Below are 16,805 nucleotides of genomic sequence, written 5' to 3'. Positions count from 1 at the left end.
ATGTTAGAAGTCTGAGGTCTGAAGTCTGATGTTTTGAATGATATAGTAAGCCCGTACAATCGTGCGGGCTTTTTTTGAATAAAATCTTACATTTGCAGTCAACCAAATTAATGACTTATGAAAAAAATATTACTTGCTGTATTTACAGTATTTACATTGCAAATACAAGCGCAAAACATAGCTAAGGTGCCGCAAAAGGCAGTACAATGCTGGAAACAAATTGAATTTGGAGGAGGTCATATAATTGGTATTAAAAATGACGGTACGCTCTGGACATGCGGCGCCAATACTGCAGGACAGTTAGGTGATGGAACCACTATAAATAAGTCAGTGCCGCTGCAGGTAGGAACCGATAACGACTGGGAAGCAGTAAGTGCAAATCACCAAACCAATCTTGCTTTAAAAACGGATGGGACAATTTGGGCATGGGGAGATAACTTTTATGGGCAAATTACCGGTGGTAGTAATCCACAAACAACTCCGATACAGATAGGTACAGATACCGACTGGAAAACAATCAGCTGTGGCGGAAATCATATGCTTGCTATTAAAGATAACGGAACGCTATGGGTATGGGGCGGTAATAGTTTTGGAGCGTTAGGTTTGGGTAATACTACTACTGTGTTGTCACCTACTCAGTTAGGTGTTGCTAATGACTGGGCTGTAATATCTACGGGTAGTTCTACTTCTTATGCGATTAAGACCGATGGTACCCTTTGGGTATGCGGTAATAATCAATCGGGAGAAATGGGCAATGGAACAGGTGTAGGTAATAATGCCGGAGGGCCAAGCGTACTCGTGCCAACCCAGATAGGAGGTAATGACTGGAAAGATGTAGATGCCGGAGGTCAGCATGTTATTGCCCAAAAAAATGATAACACACTTTGGTCGTGGGGAATAAACGGTTTTGGTGAATTAGGAGACAATACAATGGTTACGAGATCATTTCCTATGCAGATAGGTACAGATGCCTGGACATCTTTTAGTGCAGGTAACGGGTCATGTGCCGGAACAAAAGCAGATGGGAAATTATACGCATGGGGTATTAATTATCAAGGTATCGGAATTAAAGAGCCTACACTTGTAAATGATGATACAGACTGGGACAAAACACTAAGTTCGGGTCAGACGTATTATCTTGCTGTAAAAACAAATGGTAATATGTATGCCTGGGGTGGTAATGATGTTGGGCAATTGGGATTGGGAGATACTGTAGTTCATCCTCAGCCAACATTTTTTGATAATATGTGTGTTGAAACCGCCGGTCTTAACGATAACGCCCTTTCTCAAATTACATTATACCCAAATCCAACGTATAACACGCTTACTTTGGAGAATGCAGAAAACCTTATTCTAGAAAACCTTTCAGTTACCGATATGACGGGCAAGCTTGCGCTTTCGCAAAAAGGCAATGACCATTGGATTAATGTTGAGGCATTACCTGCCGGGATTTATTTTTTAAATGTATCGGCACAGGAAGGTGTACAGCATTTAAAATTTGTGAAGGAGTAACTGAAAGTCAGAGGTCGGAAGTCTGATGTTTGAAATCTGAAATCAAAAATCTACAATATACACCCCGTTTGCAGTTGCAGGCGAGTTTTTTATATTGCAATAAATCTTACATTTGCAAACAACCAATTTTTAATAAACACATGAAGAGATTTTTACTTGTTTTAGTTACGGTATTTACATTACAAACCTATGCACAGTGCTGGAAACAGATTGAGTTTGGAATGCTTTACGGTATTGGTATTAAGGATAATGGTACACTTTGGGCATGGGGAGATAACGAATATGGGAAGCTGGGCGATGGTACTATCGTAGATAAAACATCACCAATACAGGTAGGTGCCGCGACTAATTGGAAAACGATAAGTGCGGGAGGATCTACCAGTCTTGGCTTAAAAACAGACGGTACACTTTGGGCATGGGGAGAAAATTTAATGGGGCAAATCCCCGGGACTAGTAATAGTTCACAAACCACTCCAAAGAAAATAGGAACTGCAACAGACTGGAAAAAGATTAGTAGTGGAGGTTCTCATATGCTTGCAATTAAAGAAAACGGAACTCTGTGGGCATGGGGCTATAATGATTCTGGAGCCCTGGGACTGGGAAATACCCAACAAGTTGGTTCGCCCCAACAGGTTGGTACTGCTACAGACTGGGTTGCAATATCTGCTGCTGGTTACGGCACATCTTTTGCAATTAAATCAGATGGGACATTGTGGTCATGGGGGAATAATGAGTATGGTCAATTAGGTAATGGTGCAATGAATGGGAATAATGTTGGTGGGCCAAATGTTCTGGTTCCGACACAGGTAGGGACTGATTCCGATTGGAAAGCTATAGATGCGGGTTCGCTACACGTGGTAGCTCAAAAAAATGACAATACACTTTGGTCATGGGGAGATAATTCATTTGGATGTTTAGGGAACGGTACTACAATCGATAGCTCGGTTCCTATGCAGATAGGTACTGATACATGGACATCTTTTAGTGTTGGAGATAGCGCGGGCAATGGTACTAAGATTGATGGTAAGTTATATAAATGGGGCTTTCAGGATCTAACAGCAGTAAGTACGCCAATAGTGGTAAATCAGAATACTGAATGGGGCAAAACAATAGCATCCGGAGGAGGCAATAATTGTGCTGTGAAATTAAATGGAGAACTCTACATGAGTGGTGTCAATACTTTCGGGCAATTAGGCTTGGGAGATACTACAAATCATACAATACCGGTATTTTTTGGTACAATGTGTGAAGAAGCTACTGCCGGCCTCAACGACAATACCCTCTCTCAAATAACGCTTTATCCTAACCCAACATCATCAACACTAACTATAGCGAATGCCGAAATGCTAAACATAGAAAACCTTTCGGTTACCGATATGACAGGTAAACTGGTGCTTTCGCAAAAGGGCAATAACCCTGAAATTAATGTTGAGGTATTGCCTGCAGGGATTTACTTTTTAAATGTATCGACACAGGAAGGCGTGCAGCATTTAAAGTTTGTGAAGGAGTAACTGAAAGTCAAAGGTCGGAAGTCTGATGTTTGAAATCTGAAATCAAAAATCTACAATATACACCCCGTTTGCGGTTGCAGACGGGGTTTGGTTTGTTAAGGAATAATTTAAAAATATGTTTTTTATAAACTTTCGAAAAATTGTGATGCTGTCGCGCAACCTTTTCGTTTTTTTGAGCATCTTTTAATTAGTTTTGTAACTAAACCAACTTAATCATGAGAAAATTATTTATTTGCTTTTTTGCTGCAATTACAGCTTTAAGCTGTTCTGACGACGATTCTTTTACTATGCCTACCGATCCTAACGAAATAGTTAAGCTTCCGTGTGCTTCATCATCTGTACTTAAACTGGTAACACAGGCTGATGTTAACTATTATGCCGAAAAGGGGTATTGCTCTGTTGCAGAGCTTATCATTGGCGGAGAGCTTACGGATGATAATATTACTGATCTTACACCGCTGGCAGGACTTTATAATGTTGAAGGTGATGTTACCATTGAGGCTCCTTTTCTGGAAAGTCTTGAAGGGTTGCATAATATACTGAACATAAGAGGTGATTTGACCATTAGCCGTGGCGGAATGAAATCGCTCGATGGCCTTAGGGGTCTTAAAACTCTGGGGGGAGATCTTACAATTGATTATAGTAGCAGTCTTGAAAATATTGCTGCTCTAAACAGCATGGCAACACGTGAAGGTGTTAATATAACTTTGTATAATAATCAGGCTTTAAAAACACTGGGTTTTAACGGTGTAACCACAGCAGGGGCAGTATCAATAAAATATTGCGGAATACAGAATCTTAATAGTTTTCAAAATCTTGTTGCTGCCAATGAGATTACTATAGAGGGGAACGAATTGTTTACATCTTTAAACGGTTTATCGTCTATAACAGGCCTGAAAAAATTGAGCATAACGCAATGTCCTGAGTTGACCTCTATAGAGGGGCTTGAAAACATTACCAGATTTGAGAGCCTTACCATAAGCTATACAACAAAATTTAATTCATTACAGCCATTGCACAATGCTACAAGCATCCGTGTGTTAGATTTAACCGTTAATGAAGCATTAACTTCGCTGGAGGGACTTAATAGTTTAAAAGAGGCTTCAGAAATCAGATTAGCCACTAATGATATGCTGACATCTATAAGTGCACTTGCTAATCTGGAAACAATAAAATCTGAAGAGGGTGAGGGTAATGCCATGTTGTCTATAATTAATAACAATTCGTTAGTAACTTTAAACGGACTTGAGAATATTACTGATTTTGTTGCACAATTGTATATTGTAGAGAATGATGCTTTGAAAGACTTTTGCGCCGTTCAGGCTATTGTAGACAATGCGGTTTATCCGGAAAGTATAAGTATTAGCGACAATCAATACCAGCCTGATTTTACCCAACCGGGCGGTTGCAGTATGGATTAATATTCATATACCTAATTACGGTTTAAGTATATACAACCCCGTTTGCAGTTGCAGGCGGGGTTTGGTTTTGTAATAGAAACTTGCAGATAAATGGAGGTTTTGTATATTCCTTTTTTATATTTGTTATAACCAACAAATCAATTGCTTATGAAAAAGTTGCTTTTATTTTTTATAACAGGGATACTTGTGTCCTGTCATCACGATGATAATCCGTTTGATACCCCTCCGGCGTGTTATGGTTCTTCAGATTTTTACTTACGTACCCAGGCTGAAGTTGAGGCTTTTGCTGCATTAGGGTATTGCGGTGTTCAAAATTTGGTAATAGGGGGTGGCGAGGGGCAAAATGATATTGTTAGCCTTGAAGCATTGTCAGGACTTTATTTCTCAAGGGGTAACATAGCTATCCAAAATTGTCCGTTACTTACAAGCCTTGAGGGACTTAACAATGTTACTAATACAACAAACCTGTATATAAATAATAATAATGCTCTTACCGATATTTCGGCACTCTCTTCACTTATAGATCTTCGTCGTGAATTATACATTACAGATAATTCTGAACTTACAAGTCTTAATGGGCTTCAGGGTATAACAAGGGCAGCTGAAATTGGCATATATAATTGCAACAAACTTAAGAATATGTCCGGGCTCAATAACCTAACAAAGGTTGATGGAACTCTTGCAATAGATAACTGTGCGAATCTGGAATCTTTAGAGGGGCTTAACAACCTTAACAGTGTGCATGGCATACGTTTGTTTTTAAATCCTGCACTGGCATCACTTCAGCAGCTTGAAAATTTAAAAACTATTAGCAATATTGATGATAGTTCTGGCTATATAAGTATTTCAGGAAGTGCTCTTACTACACTTGCAGGGCTTGAAGGTATAACCGATGCTGAGGGTTCCTTAAATTTTGAAGATAATTTGGCTTTAAGGGATTTTTGTGCCATTACAAATCTTATACGATATAATGGGGTGGCGTTTCACAGTCAGGGAAATTATTATAATCCTTATGTTTCTGATTTTACCAATGGCAATTGCAGTATTCCGTAATATTATTGCCTGTAAGGCGTGAGGTTATAATCAAAAAATATAAGACGGCTCCTTTTTTGTGCGTAATCTGTGCAAAATATGGAGCATAAAGTACAGCAACTCCCTAAAACTATTTTGTACTTTTGTTCTTAAGAGATTTTAATAGTGAGAAAGTGTTGAGTCTAATTACTTAATACTAACTCTAACATCTCAATACTAACATCTAACATCTCAATACTGATTATGCCTGTTATAGCAAAATTTATAGTAGCCAACGAAGAGAACGCTTATAAAGTATCTGAAATGGCTAATACCTATTATACTACCTCAAAACAAAAAGACACCGAGAAGGAGAATACTGTTTCGGCTTTTTTGAACAAAGCCAATTCGTTTACTACCGAATGGCTGATGACCTTTGATGTAACCGGAGAAGACGAAGACAGGGTAGAAGAGCCACTGGCATTGCTGGTGCTTATATCGGCAAACCTGCCTAAAGAAGCAGAAGGAGGCAAGCCGCTGTATATAGAACGCACCATTCCTTCTGTTAACGATGAGGCTAACCAAAAGCTGCTAAACCGTGCCTTTGAGATTGCTGCCCAACGCAAGCACGATGTTGTATGGGCTGAGGTAAAACCTGCCGATACTGCGATGGCAAATTTTTATAAAGAACTTGGCTTCAGAGAAAGTGGTAAGCGTGATGAAGCGCTACTGTTTAAGAAAGCATTATAATTAAAAAGCCCGGTTGTAAAACCGGGCTTTTTAATTATAATGTCTTGGTGCTTTGGGATAAAAATTGCTTTTTTACGTTTCGGTGAAGTTAAGGATTCTTATAGCTTGTAAATTGCATTTCATCGATAAAAAGCGTGTTTTCGGCGATTTTTTTAACATTTACAATTGTTTGTTCTATATTTAGAAACCCCCGCAATAATTAATTTTAATCTTCAAACCCCCAAATTGTATGAGCACAGGCTCCTGCTTTCTTGTTGATGATGATGCGGACGACCGTGAAATTTTTGCCATGGCGCTTAAAAAAGCGCATGCCAGTTATGTGTGCGATATGGCTAAAAATGGGGCAGATGCAATTAAAGCCATGCAGGAATCTGATATAGTGCCCGGTTACATTTTTGTAGACCTTAATATGCCAATGATATCAGGAAAGGAATGCGTGGAGGCATTTAAAAAAATTGACCGTTTGGCAAATGTACCTGTTATTGTTTATACCACGTCTTCGCATCCTAAAGATGTAGAGGATGTTAAAAATGCCGGGGCAGACCATTACCTCGTTAAGCCCAACAGTTTTTCTGCCCTGGTAGGCATCCTCGAAGAACTGCTTACCAAAAAAGAACTTCCGTTTTATATTGATGCAAATAACTGACCGCTAAATTTTTATTGGGGTGTATTGGCTTTTAGCAATTTGATTATCTTTACCTTACCTAAAAACACCAAATACACAGCCAATGCAAAATCCTAATCTTTCAGATGCAGGCGCTTCTTTGCACAACAACTTTTGCCGGACAGATTTTGATACATCACTTCTTACCGATATACCCGTGCCCATTTATATCTGTGGGTTAGATGGTACAATAACCTATTTTAATAAGGCTGCAGCCGACTTGTGGGGGCGCGAACCCGAAACCGGGATTGAGAAATGGGGTGGGGCCTATAAAATTTATATGGCTAATGGCGATGCTTTTATACGTGGATTTAATCCGATTCGAAAGGCGATGCAAACCGGAGTGGTTGAGAAACCCATAGAGTTTGTACTCGAACGTGCTGAAGGCACTCTCTTTAATGTTCTGGTGCATATCACGCTTATATATAATGAAAAGGGAATAGTGCAGGGAGCATCGGTAATGCTTATTGATGTTACAGAAAAAAGAAAAGCAGATTCGCATAGTTATAATGCGATCATAGAAAATGTAGAACGAAAGAGAAAACTGATACGCAGTACTGAAGACCGCTACCAAAAGATGATAGATGAGGTTGAGGATTATGCTATTCTCATGCTCGATAGAGAAGGGTATGTACTTAACTGGAACAGAGGAGCTAAAAAAATAAAGGGTTATGCTGCCGAAGAAATACTAGGAAAGCATTTTAGTGTTTTTTACCTGCATGACGACAGGGAAAAACAACTACCGGAAACTCTTTTAAAGTATGCGCAAGCTAACGGTCGTGCCACCAATGAGGGATGGAGACTGCGAAAGGACGGGACAAAATTTTGGGCCTCGGTTGTAATCACAGTGCTTCATGACGATTATGATAATTTAATAGGCTTTTGTAAAGTAACCCGCGACCTTACTGAACGCAAATTTGCCGAAGACCGCCTTCGCCATAATGCCCGCGATATAGAGTTTCGTAACAAGCAGCTCGAAGAGTATGCCTATATCGCCTCACATGATCTTCAGGAACCCCTGCGCAAGATACAGGTGTTTAGCGAAATGCTTATGGAGAATATAGACGATAAAGCGTCCGTTATACGCTATATGGATAAGATAAATTCCAGTGCCGGTAGAATGACCACGCTGATAAAAGACGTACTTAAATATTCTCAGCTTTCAAGTACCGATGAGCTTTTTGAAGTGGCAGACCTTAATGAGATACTTGAAAATGTAGTTCTTGATTTCGACCTGCTTATCGAACAGAAAAATGTGAAGCTAACCATAGGTAAACTTCCCGTGCTAAAAGGGATTCCTATTCAGTTGCACCAATTGTTTTCCAATTTGCTAAGCAATGCCATAAAGTTTGGCGGCAGCAGTCCGGAAATTAGTATAACCGCCCATCCAATTACAATAGATGACAGGGTTGACTCAGCCTTTTTTAAAAATGGCGTTCCCTATATAAAAATTCTTTTTAACGATAAAGGACAAGGCTTTGAGCAGGAATATGCCGATATGATTTTTAAAATGTTTAAACGTCTCGATAATACACCGGGAACAGGTATAGGACTGGCGCTCTGTAAAAAAATTGTAGAAAATCATAACGGAGACATCAGTGCCAAAAGTGAACCGGGTGCAGGTACTACATTTAGTGTTTTCCTTCCGCTTATTTAGGTTTGTTGGGTTATTGGGTTTTGGGTTCTAGGCCTCACCCCAACTCCTCTCCAAAAGAGAGGGGCAGCTTCACTCAAATTTAAACAAACAGAGGGGACATATTTGAGGGAAACCTTATCCTTAAGCCCTTTGGTTTTGCAACTTTGTGGCTTGGTAACTCTGAAACTTTGCACCTGTTCTTTAACTTTGTAAAAACACTATTCTTTTTCCATGAAAAAATACCTTTTACTATTTTTTGTCCTGATAACTTTCGCATTCGCAAAAGCGCAGAATTATAAAACCGTCACCTATTTTGCCAACGATACCCTGAAACTCGAAATGGATGTTTTTGTGCCAAAAGGCAAAAGCAAAGAAAAACTTCCGTTAGTAGTGCATGTGCATGGTGGTGGTTTTTCGGGAGGGGAAAGAAGTTCTGACCGTGACTTTACCAAAAAAGCCGCAGAGCAGGGATTTGTAGCGGCTAATATTACTTACACACTGTACATGAAAGGTAAAAGCTTTAGCTGCGATGGCAAACTTCCGGAAAAGATAAAAGCGATTCAAATTGCAGCGAACCAATTGCAACAGGCGGTAATCTATTTCCTGAAAAATGAAAGCACCTATAATATTGATCCTGCCAAAGTGTTCATTTCGGGCAGTAGTGCCGGTGCCGAAACCGTTTTGCATGCTGCTTTTTGGGATAGTAAAATGATGAATATGTATAGCGAAAGTCTTCCTGCCAATTTTAAATATGCCGGAGTAATATCAGGTGCAGGTGCTATTATGGATTTAAACCTTATCACGCCAAAGAACCTGGTTCCGGTACTGTTTTTTCACGGCAGTTGCGATACCACGGTGCCTTATGGTACAGCTGCACACCACTACTGTCCGCCCAACTCGCCGGGATGGCTGATGCTGTTTGGGTCGTATTCTATATACAATCATATCATCGGGCTGAAAGGCAATACCAAACTGGTTACCTATTGTGGCGGTGGCCACGAATACAGTGCCGAGCTCTTTCATAACGACCCGCTACAGATTATCGATTTTATGAAAGGCACACTTAAAAACGAAAAACAGCAATCGCATACTATTGTAGCTACCGGCAAAGAATGCCAAAAGTATGCAGAGTATGAGTTTTGTAAGTAGGCGTCGCTGTTTGGGGTTTAGAGTTGTCATTTCGACCGGAGTGCAACGGAGAGGAGAAATCTCTAAATAGTTAAGAATAGAGATCCTTCCTCCGTCAGGATGACAACCCGAACCCAATAACTTAATAACGCGGTAACCTAAAACTGATAACTCTGCGACAGGTGGAATATTGCATCACCCTGGTATACTATGGCGCCGTCATTGGCATTAATGATATAACCTCCGTTAGGTGCCTTTACTTTGTGCTCAAATTTGCCAAACGGGTCGGTTATTACCGCGATAACTTCGCCTTTATGAACAAAGTCTCCCGCTTTTATCTTGCTTTGAAAAAGTCCTGAATGGCGCGCCCTTACCCATGACGATTTGTCGATATAAACGGTGTCGTTGTTAGCTACGGGGCCTTTTTTATGCGGATTCAGCATATCAAAATGCTGAAGGAATCGTTTAATGCCCTGAATGCCTTCGTGAGTAATATCGTGGTTAATGTCGAGTGATTTTCCACCTTCAAACAGCAGCATTTTTACACCCATCTTATCGCAGGCACTACGAAACGAGCCTGGGATGTGTTTAGAATACAGCGTAAATGGTGCATTAAAAACGTCCGATAGTTCTTTCAGTTCAGTGTTGTTAGGTACAATGCGAATTTGCGGAGCGTTAAAACGGCTGGCGCCGCCGGCATGAAAATCGATGCAGTAATCTACATTTGGGATTACTTCTTCGAGGATATAGTAAGCAAACCTGCTGGCAAGCGAACCTTTTTTGCTGCCCGGAAAAACACGGTTAAGATCGCGCCCATCGGGAAACTCACGGCTTTGGTTTACAAAACCGAAAATATTGATGACAGGTATGCAAATGATGGTGCCCCGCTTGGGTTTGTTTAGTTTCCTTACAATGGTTTGGCGAACTATCTCTATGCCGTTTATCTCGTCGCCATGAAGCCCGGCACTAAACAGTATTGTTGGCCCGGGGATTTTAGAACGCTCTACAATTATGGGAATCTTGAGTTTTGTCATGGTATGCAGGCGGGCAATTTCCATGGTTATGGTTTTGCTTTCGCCGGGTAAAACTTCTTCGCCAAGTATTGTAAGAGTGCTGTTTATTGCCATAGGTATTTTAGGAAAGTATAAAAGTAGGTTTTTTTAGTTTACAGTTGGCGGTTTACAGTTTACAGTTTTGAAGTCGGAGGCAGGGAAGTCCGAAGTTTTGTGGATAATGAGTTTGAGTGAAGCTTCTTCGGACCTCGGACTTCCCTGCCTCCAACAAACAACAATTAACACAATACTCACATTCTTCTTACGTTAAAAATAACCCATTTGTTGTTAACTTTGCAGTATGCGCACGCCTCTCGAACTCCAGATACAAACCCTTCCCGACAATCCAGGTGTTTATCAGTATTTTGATAAAGACGATAAACTGTTGTATGTAGGTAAGGCTAAGAATCTTAAAAAGAGGGTGATGTCTTATTTTAATAAGATTCACGATAGCGGCAGGACCAATGTACTGGTTAAAAAGATAGTATCGGTTAAACACATTGTAGTGCCTACCGAAAGCGAGGCATTATTGCTTGAAAATAACCTTATTAAAAAACTTCAGCCACGGTACAATATCATGCTTAAGGATGATAAGACCTATCCGTGGATATGTATTAAACGGGAACCTTTTGCCCGTGTATTTTCTACCCGTAAAGTAATTAAGGACGGGTCGGAATATTTTGGTCCGTATACCAGTTTTAAAACGGTGCATACGCTTCTCGACCTTATAAAGGAACTTTATCCGCTGCGTACCTGCAACTACGACCTTAGCGAGGCTAACATCCGTTCGGGAAAATTTAAAGTGTGCCTGGAATACCATATAGGCAACTGTAAAGGCCCATGTGAAGGGCATGAACCATTAAGTGTATATCAGGAACATGTAGATGCCATTCGCCAGATTCTTAAAGGTAATTTTAAGGAATCGCTTAAGGACTTTAAAAAGCTTATGCAGGAACTGGCAATGGATATGCGCTTTGAGGAAGCTCAAAAGATCAAGGAAAAAATTGAAGTGCTTGAAAATTATCAGGCACGAAGTACGGTCTTCAATCCTAAAATATCCAATCTCGATGTGTTCAGCATTGTGTCTGACGAAAGCATGGCCTATGTGAACTTTATACAGGTGTCGCATGGGGCAATCATTCGCAGCCATACCATGGAAATAAAGAAAAAACTTGATGAACCGGATGAAGAATTGCTGGAGCTTGCTGTGGTAGAACTGCGTGAGCGTTTTCACCTGATGTCGAAAGAGATACTGGTTCCGTTTCCTATAAGCCTTGGCGAGAATATTACGGTTACCGTGCCGAAGCTTGGCGACAAAAAACAGATATTGGATTTGTCGGAAAGAAATGCACGTTTCTTCAGGATGGATCAGCTAAAGCAAATTAAGATCGTAGACCCTGACCGCCATACCAACCGTATTATGGCGCAAATGAAAAAAGACCTTCGCCTGCCTGTTGAGCCACGCCATATAGAATGTTTTGATAACTCTAATATTCAGGGAACCAATCCGGTTTCGGCATGTGTGGTGTTTAAGGATGGCAAGCCAAGTAAAAAAGATTATCGTCATTTTAATATAAAAACCGTAGAGGGGCCTAACGACTTTGCCAGTATGGAAGAGGTGGTGTACCGCCGCTACCGCAGGTTGCTCGACGAAAACGAGCCGTTGCCACAGCTTATCATCATTGATGGCGGTAAGGGGCAATTGTCGTCGGCATTAAAAAGCCTGGATGACTTGGGGTTACGCGGTAAAATTACTATATTGGGCATTGCAAAAAGGCTTGAGGAAATTTTCTACCCGGGCGATTCGGTACCGCTTTATCTCGATAAAAAATCGGAAACCCTGAAGATAATCCAGCAGTTGCGTAATGAAGCGCACCGTTTTGGAATCACTTTCCATCGTGATAAACGTAGCAAGAGTGCACTACAAACATCGGTAGAAACCATACCGGGCATTGGTGAAAAGACTATGGTAACGCTTATAACGCATTTTAAATCGGTAAAGCGAATGATAGCTTCCTCCGAAGAAGAGATAGCTAAAGTGGTTGGTCCTGCCAAAGCAAAAAAAATTGTAGAATTTTATAAAGAAAAGAATAAGTAACCCATGAAAAAACTGATTCTCCTGTTATTATCGTTATCGATTTTCGGTACTGTATGGGCTCAGGAGAAAACGGCAAAGCCCAAAGTGGGTGTTGTACTAAGTGGGGGCGGCGCCAAAGGCCTTGCGCATATTGGGGTACTAAAAGTGCTCGAAGAAGCGGGAGTAGAGATATCTTACATTGGCGGTACCAGTATGGGTGCCATTGTGGGCGGACTTTATGCTTCGGGATATTCGGCAAAACAGCTTGACTCTATTTTTACCACCCTTGATGCCGATGCCATGCTGGGCGACTTTACACCAAGGGATTCTAAAAACTTTTTTGAAAAACGCAATGACGAGATATATGCACTTACATTGCCATTTGAAAATTTCAGGATAGGCTTTCCGCGTGCTTTCTCTAAAGGGCTTTATAACTACAATACCATAGCACGGCTGACCAATAATGTGCGTCATCTCCGCGATTTTAATAAGCTCCCTATTCCGTTTGTGTGTATTGCGACCGATATTGAAACCGGTAAAGAGGTAGTATTGCGCGAAGGCGTGCTTCCGGATGCCATATTGGCCAGTGCCGCATTTCCGTCGTTATATACTCCTGTTGAAATAGGCGAAAGACTGCTGATAGATGGCGGTGTGACCAATAACTACCCCATTGAAGAGGTAAAGGCTATGGGTGCCGATGTTGTAATAGGCGTAGATGTACAAGATCCTTTAAAGACACGCGAGCAGATAAACGGGGCTACCGGTGTGTTATTGCAGATAAACAACTACCAGATGATCCAGAAGATGGAAGCCAAACGGAAGGAAACGGATATTTACATTAAACCCGATATTTTGGGCTTTACCGTTATCTCATTTGACGAAGGACGAACCATTATTGATAAGGGAGAAGAGGCAGCGCGAAAAATTCTGAATACTTTAAAAGCGTTAGGTGTAGGGCATTCTATAGAAAGGCCAAAAGTTGAGATTAAAGATTCGCTTTGTGTCGATCAGGTAAGGATTAGCGGACTGCATAAGTATACGCGTTCATATGTTTTGGGTAAGCTTAATTTTAAGCCCGGCAGTAAAATAAGTTATAAAGATCTTGATCAGGGTATTACAAGCCTTAATGCTACGCAAAACTTTACATCTATAACGTATAATTTTCAGGAAGAAAACGGGGCAGATACTTTTAGGCTTGCTCTTACCGAAAGCCCTATCAGTAGCTTCATAAAATTCGGACTGCATTATGACGGGCTTTATAAAAGTGCTGTATTGGTAAATTATACCCACAAGAACCTGCTTTTACGAAATGATGTATTGTCAGTAGATGCTATTTTGGGAGATAATTTCCGGTACAATTTTGATTACTATATAGATAATGGTTTTCATATCAGTTACGGGCTTCATTCTTATTTGAGTACTTTTAATAAAAACGTAAGGCAGGTAAGCGACGGAGGTTTTAAATTGCTTGGAGTGGACGCTGTGAATATAGATTTTACTGACTGGACCAATCAGGTGTATTTGCAAACCATATTTGCACATCGCTTCCTAATAGGAGGTGGGCTTGAATATAAGCATATCAAAGTGCAGTCTGAAACGATTGATATAGAGCCTGTTTTTGATAACAGTGATTATCTTTCGGCTTACGGATATGTGAAATTTGATTCGTATGATGATAAATATTTCCCAAAAGAAGGATGGTTCTTTTCAGGAGAAGGTAAGTCGTACCTGGTATCGTCTGATTACACCGGAGGGTTTGATCAGTTCAGCATCATAAAAGGAGAACTCTCTACAGTAAAAAGAATTTATAAAGGACTTACTATAGAAGCGCAGTCAGAAATGGGCTTTGCTTTGGGTAATGAAAGTGTTCCTACATTTGATTTTATACTTGGGGGGTATGGTTACCAGATGACGAATAACTTCCGTCATTTTTACGGCTACGATTTTTTTAGCATGTCGGGCAATAGTTATATCAAAGGTGCCCTGACCCTTGATTGGGAATTTTATAAAAGATATCATCTTAATTTTGCGGGTAACTTTGCCAACGTAGGGACAAATCTTCTTGATGAAGGCGATATGTTCTCGCTGCCATCTTATACCGGTTATGCTTTTGGCGTAGGTATGGAAACCATCATAGGCCCCATAGAAATTAAACACAGCTGGAGCCCAGAAACAACCGATCACTATACGTGGGTAAGTGTTGGATTCTGGTTTTAATTTTTAGTTAATCCGGTTATTTGGTTATACGGTTATTCGGAGCTTCACACAATACTAATAGCACTCTGTCATTGCGAGGAGGGACGACGTGGCAATCTCTTCTAATTCCAATAGGAATTTCTCCGCTCCATTGCGTTTCGGTCAACTAAAGGCTATGGCCAACTGGCGAATCAAATAACAGGAAACAGAAAAATGAATAACACAATTTACATGCTTGCTTCCTGCAGAAAACCATACAACCAAATACCCAAATCAGCGGTTAAGCGACATTTTTCGTTAAAAACTTCATAATTTTTATAAAAAGCCTATATTTGGAACTTCAAAAATTCTAAATACAACATATGTCTATCTGGAGAGTTAAACCCGTTTCTGCTTTTGAGGCAGATATGAAAAAAAGTGAGCTAAAGCGAGTGCTTGGCAAATGGAGCTTAACAGCCATAGGTATCGGTGCCATTATTGGCGGAGGTATCTTTGTACTAACTGGTACAGGAGCTTATTATCATGCAGGTCCTGCATTGGCAATTTCGTTTATTATTGCGGGTATTGCCTGTGTATTTGCGGCGCTTTGCTACTCAGAATTTTCATCAATCCTTCCTGTAGAGGGTTCTGCCTATGCTTACGCTTATGGTACTATTGGTGAAATTTTTGCATGGATAATAGGCTGGGGGTTAATACTCGAATATGCCATGGGCTCCATGACGGTAGCCGTATCGTGGTCGGGGTATTTTAACAAGCTCCTCAAGATGTTCCATATACATTTGCCGGACTATCTGACAACAGACCCTGCAAGTTATACAGGAGAAGGCTTCTCTATGAATCTTCCTGCTTTCCTGATTGTTCTTTTGGTAATTTCAATACTTGTGAGAGGAACTTCAGGGGCGGCTAAAGCCAATAACTTTATCGTGCTTTTAAAAGTATCTGCGGTTATTTTTGTAATCGTGGCAGGTTTATTCTTTATCAACACGGCTAACTGGTCTCCGTTTATTCCTGATGCAGTACAGATAATCGAAAAAGAAACTACTCACGAAGCTTATGGTTATGCGGGGATTGTTTCGGGAGCAGCAGCTATTTTCTTTGCCTATGTAGGTTTTGATGCTGTTTCTACACAGGCAGGAGAGGCAATCAATCCTAAAAAAGACGTTCCTTTTGCAATTATAGCATCTCTGTTAGTATGTACCGTGCTTTATATATTGGTATCGCTTGTGCTTACAGGTATGATGAATTATCAGGACTTTAATCCGCTTGGAAAATATCCTGAAGCTATTAAGGCTCCTGTTGCCTATGCATTTGATATAGCGGGGCAGGCATGGGCAGGTTATATTATTACTATTGCTGCTACGGTAGGTCTTATCTCTGTATTGATGGTAATGATCATGGGACAATCAAGGATTTTCCTTGGAATGTCTAAAGACGGACTTATTCCGGGAGTGTTTTCTAAGATTCACCCAATTTCCGGTACTCCTAAAAGAAACCTTATGATTCTTGGAGGGTTTATCTCTGTAGTTGCAGCCTTTACTCCAATTAGCAAACTGGCGGATATGACAAGTTTCGGAACCCTGTTTGCTTTTACAATGGTTTGTATAGCGGTATGGATACTTAGAATTAAGCAACCTCACTTAGAGCGTACTTTTAAAGTACCTGCACTTCCTGTAATTGCAATCTGTGGTATTGCAATTAACACCTACCTTATGATAAATCTTAGTGTTGATGCACAATTATTGTCATTGTCATGGTTAGTAGTAGGAGTGCTTGTTTATTTTTCATACGGTAAACGTAATAGTAAGCTCGGGAAAACACCTGTTGAAGGTGCCGAAGAGTAAAAGACA

General features: G+C 40.5%; 12 protein-coding genes. 11 read left to right on the top strand and 1 reads right to left on the bottom strand.

Annotation, left to right across the window (positions count from 1 at the left end):
- The first annotated feature begins 117 nt into the window (after window positions 1-117).
- From DEU42_RS07395 to DEU42_RS07360, 8 genes are all read left to right on the top strand, one after another.
- On the top strand, window positions 118-1,512 hold the full coding sequence (locus DEU42_RS07395; protein WP_114757654.1) for a T9SS type A sorting domain-containing protein: 1,395 nt from the start codon (window positions 118-120) through the stop codon (window positions 1,510-1,512).
- Between the two features lie 140 nt (window positions 1,513-1,652).
- On the top strand, window positions 1,653-3,023 hold the full coding sequence (locus tag DEU42_RS07390; protein ID WP_114757653.1) for a T9SS type A sorting domain-containing protein: 1,371 nt from the start codon (window positions 1,653-1,655) through the stop codon (window positions 3,021-3,023).
- Between the two features lie 215 nt (window positions 3,024-3,238).
- Entirely contained in the window at window positions 3,239-4,444 is a 1,206-nt protein-coding gene (locus DEU42_RS07385) for a hypothetical protein (RefSeq protein WP_114757652.1), read from the top strand.
- A gap of 147 nt (window positions 4,445-4,591) precedes the next feature.
- Entirely contained in the window at window positions 4,592-5,497 is a 906-nt protein-coding gene (locus DEU42_RS07380) for a hypothetical protein (protein WP_114757651.1), read from the top strand.
- A gap of 222 nt (window positions 5,498-5,719) precedes the next feature.
- Window positions 5,720-6,205: a GNAT family N-acetyltransferase gene (locus DEU42_RS07375; RefSeq protein WP_114757650.1), complete on the top strand. Its 486-nt coding sequence runs from the start codon at window positions 5,720-5,722 to the stop codon at window positions 6,203-6,205.
- Between the two features lie 229 nt (window positions 6,206-6,434).
- Window positions 6,435-6,851: a response regulator gene (locus DEU42_RS07370; RefSeq protein WP_114757649.1), complete on the top strand. Its 417-nt coding sequence runs from the start codon at window positions 6,435-6,437 to the stop codon at window positions 6,849-6,851.
- Window positions 6,852-6,933: 82 nt separating this feature from the next.
- Window positions 6,934-8,526 carry a PAS domain S-box protein gene (locus tag DEU42_RS07365; protein ID WP_114757648.1) on the top strand — a complete coding sequence of 531 codons (1,593 nt, stop codon included), beginning with the start codon at window positions 6,934-6,936 and terminating at the stop codon, window positions 8,524-8,526.
- A 210-nt stretch (window positions 8,527-8,736) separates the two neighbouring features.
- Window positions 8,737-9,654: an alpha/beta hydrolase gene (locus DEU42_RS07360; RefSeq protein WP_114757647.1), complete on the top strand. Its 918-nt coding sequence runs from the start codon at window positions 8,737-8,739 to the stop codon at window positions 9,652-9,654.
- Window positions 9,655-9,791: 137 nt separating this feature from the next.
- On the opposite strand, the gene DEU42_RS07355 is transcribed toward DEU42_RS07360, so the two are convergent.
- The gene (locus DEU42_RS07355) at window positions 9,792-10,760 is read right to left on the bottom strand and encodes a succinylglutamate desuccinylase/aspartoacylase family protein (RefSeq protein WP_233506639.1); all 969 of its coding nucleotides are present in this window, start codon (window positions 10,758-10,760) and stop codon (window positions 9,792-9,794) included.
- Between the two features lie 226 nt (window positions 10,761-10,986).
- On the opposite strand from DEU42_RS07355, the gene uvrC reads away from it, so the two are divergent.
- From uvrC to DEU42_RS07340, 3 genes are all read left to right on the top strand, one after another.
- Window positions 10,987-12,783 (top strand): excinuclease ABC subunit UvrC, encoded by a 1,797-nt coding sequence (gene uvrC / locus DEU42_RS07350; RefSeq protein WP_114757646.1) that lies wholly within the window; start codon window positions 10,987-10,989, stop codon window positions 12,781-12,783.
- A gap of 3 nt (window positions 12,784-12,786) precedes the next feature.
- The gene (locus tag DEU42_RS07345; RefSeq protein ID WP_114757645.1) at window positions 12,787-14,979 is read left to right on the top strand and encodes a patatin-like phospholipase family protein; all 2,193 of its coding nucleotides are present in this window, start codon (window positions 12,787-12,789) and stop codon (window positions 14,977-14,979) included.
- Between the two features lie 341 nt (window positions 14,980-15,320).
- Complete coding sequence (locus tag DEU42_RS07340; RefSeq protein WP_114757644.1) at window positions 15,321-16,799, top strand: APC family permease; 1,479 nt, start codon at window positions 15,321-15,323, stop codon at window positions 16,797-16,799.
- Window positions 16,800-16,805: the final 6 nt, after the last annotated feature.

The sequence above is a fragment of the Flavobacterium sp. AG291 genome, from assembly GCF_003350375.1.
GTDB lineage: Bacteria > Bacteroidota > Bacteroidia > Flavobacteriales > Flavobacteriaceae > Flavobacterium > Flavobacterium suzhouense.
This window is presented reverse-complemented; position numbering and strand designations above follow the sequence as displayed.

Bases quoted from the DNA above. Each gene is read 5' to 3' on its own strand.
- DEU42_RS07395 (WP_114757654.1), top strand. From the start codon at position 118: ATGAAAAAAATATTACTTGCTGTATTTACAGTATTTACATTGCAAATA.
- DEU42_RS07390 (WP_114757653.1), top strand. From the start codon at position 1,653: ATGAAGAGATTTTTACTTGTTTTAGTTACGGTATTTACATTACAAACC.
- DEU42_RS07385 (WP_114757652.1), top strand. From the start codon at position 3,239: ATGAGAAAATTATTTATTTGCTTTTTTGCTGCAATTACAGCTTTAAGC.
- DEU42_RS07380 (WP_114757651.1), top strand. From the start codon at position 4,592: ATGAAAAAGTTGCTTTTATTTTTTATAACAGGGATACTTGTGTCCTGT.
- DEU42_RS07375 (WP_114757650.1), top strand. From the start codon at position 5,720: ATGCCTGTTATAGCAAAATTTATAGTAGCCAACGAAGAGAACGCTTAT.
- DEU42_RS07370 (WP_114757649.1), top strand. From the start codon at position 6,435: ATGAGCACAGGCTCCTGCTTTCTTGTTGATGATGATGCGGACGACCGT.
- DEU42_RS07365 (WP_114757648.1), top strand. From the start codon at position 6,934: ATGCAAAATCCTAATCTTTCAGATGCAGGCGCTTCTTTGCACAACAAC.
- DEU42_RS07360 (WP_114757647.1), top strand. From the start codon at position 8,737: ATGAAAAAATACCTTTTACTATTTTTTGTCCTGATAACTTTCGCATTC.
- DEU42_RS07355 (WP_233506639.1), bottom strand. From the start codon at position 10,760: ATGGCAATAAACAGCACTCTTACAATACTTGGCGAAGAAGTTTTACCC.
- uvrC (WP_114757646.1), top strand. From the start codon at position 10,987: ATGCGCACGCCTCTCGAACTCCAGATACAAACCCTTCCCGACAATCCA.
- DEU42_RS07345 (WP_114757645.1), top strand. From the start codon at position 12,787: ATGAAAAAACTGATTCTCCTGTTATTATCGTTATCGATTTTCGGTACT.
- DEU42_RS07340 (WP_114757644.1), top strand. From the start codon at position 15,321: ATGTCTATCTGGAGAGTTAAACCCGTTTCTGCTTTTGAGGCAGATATG.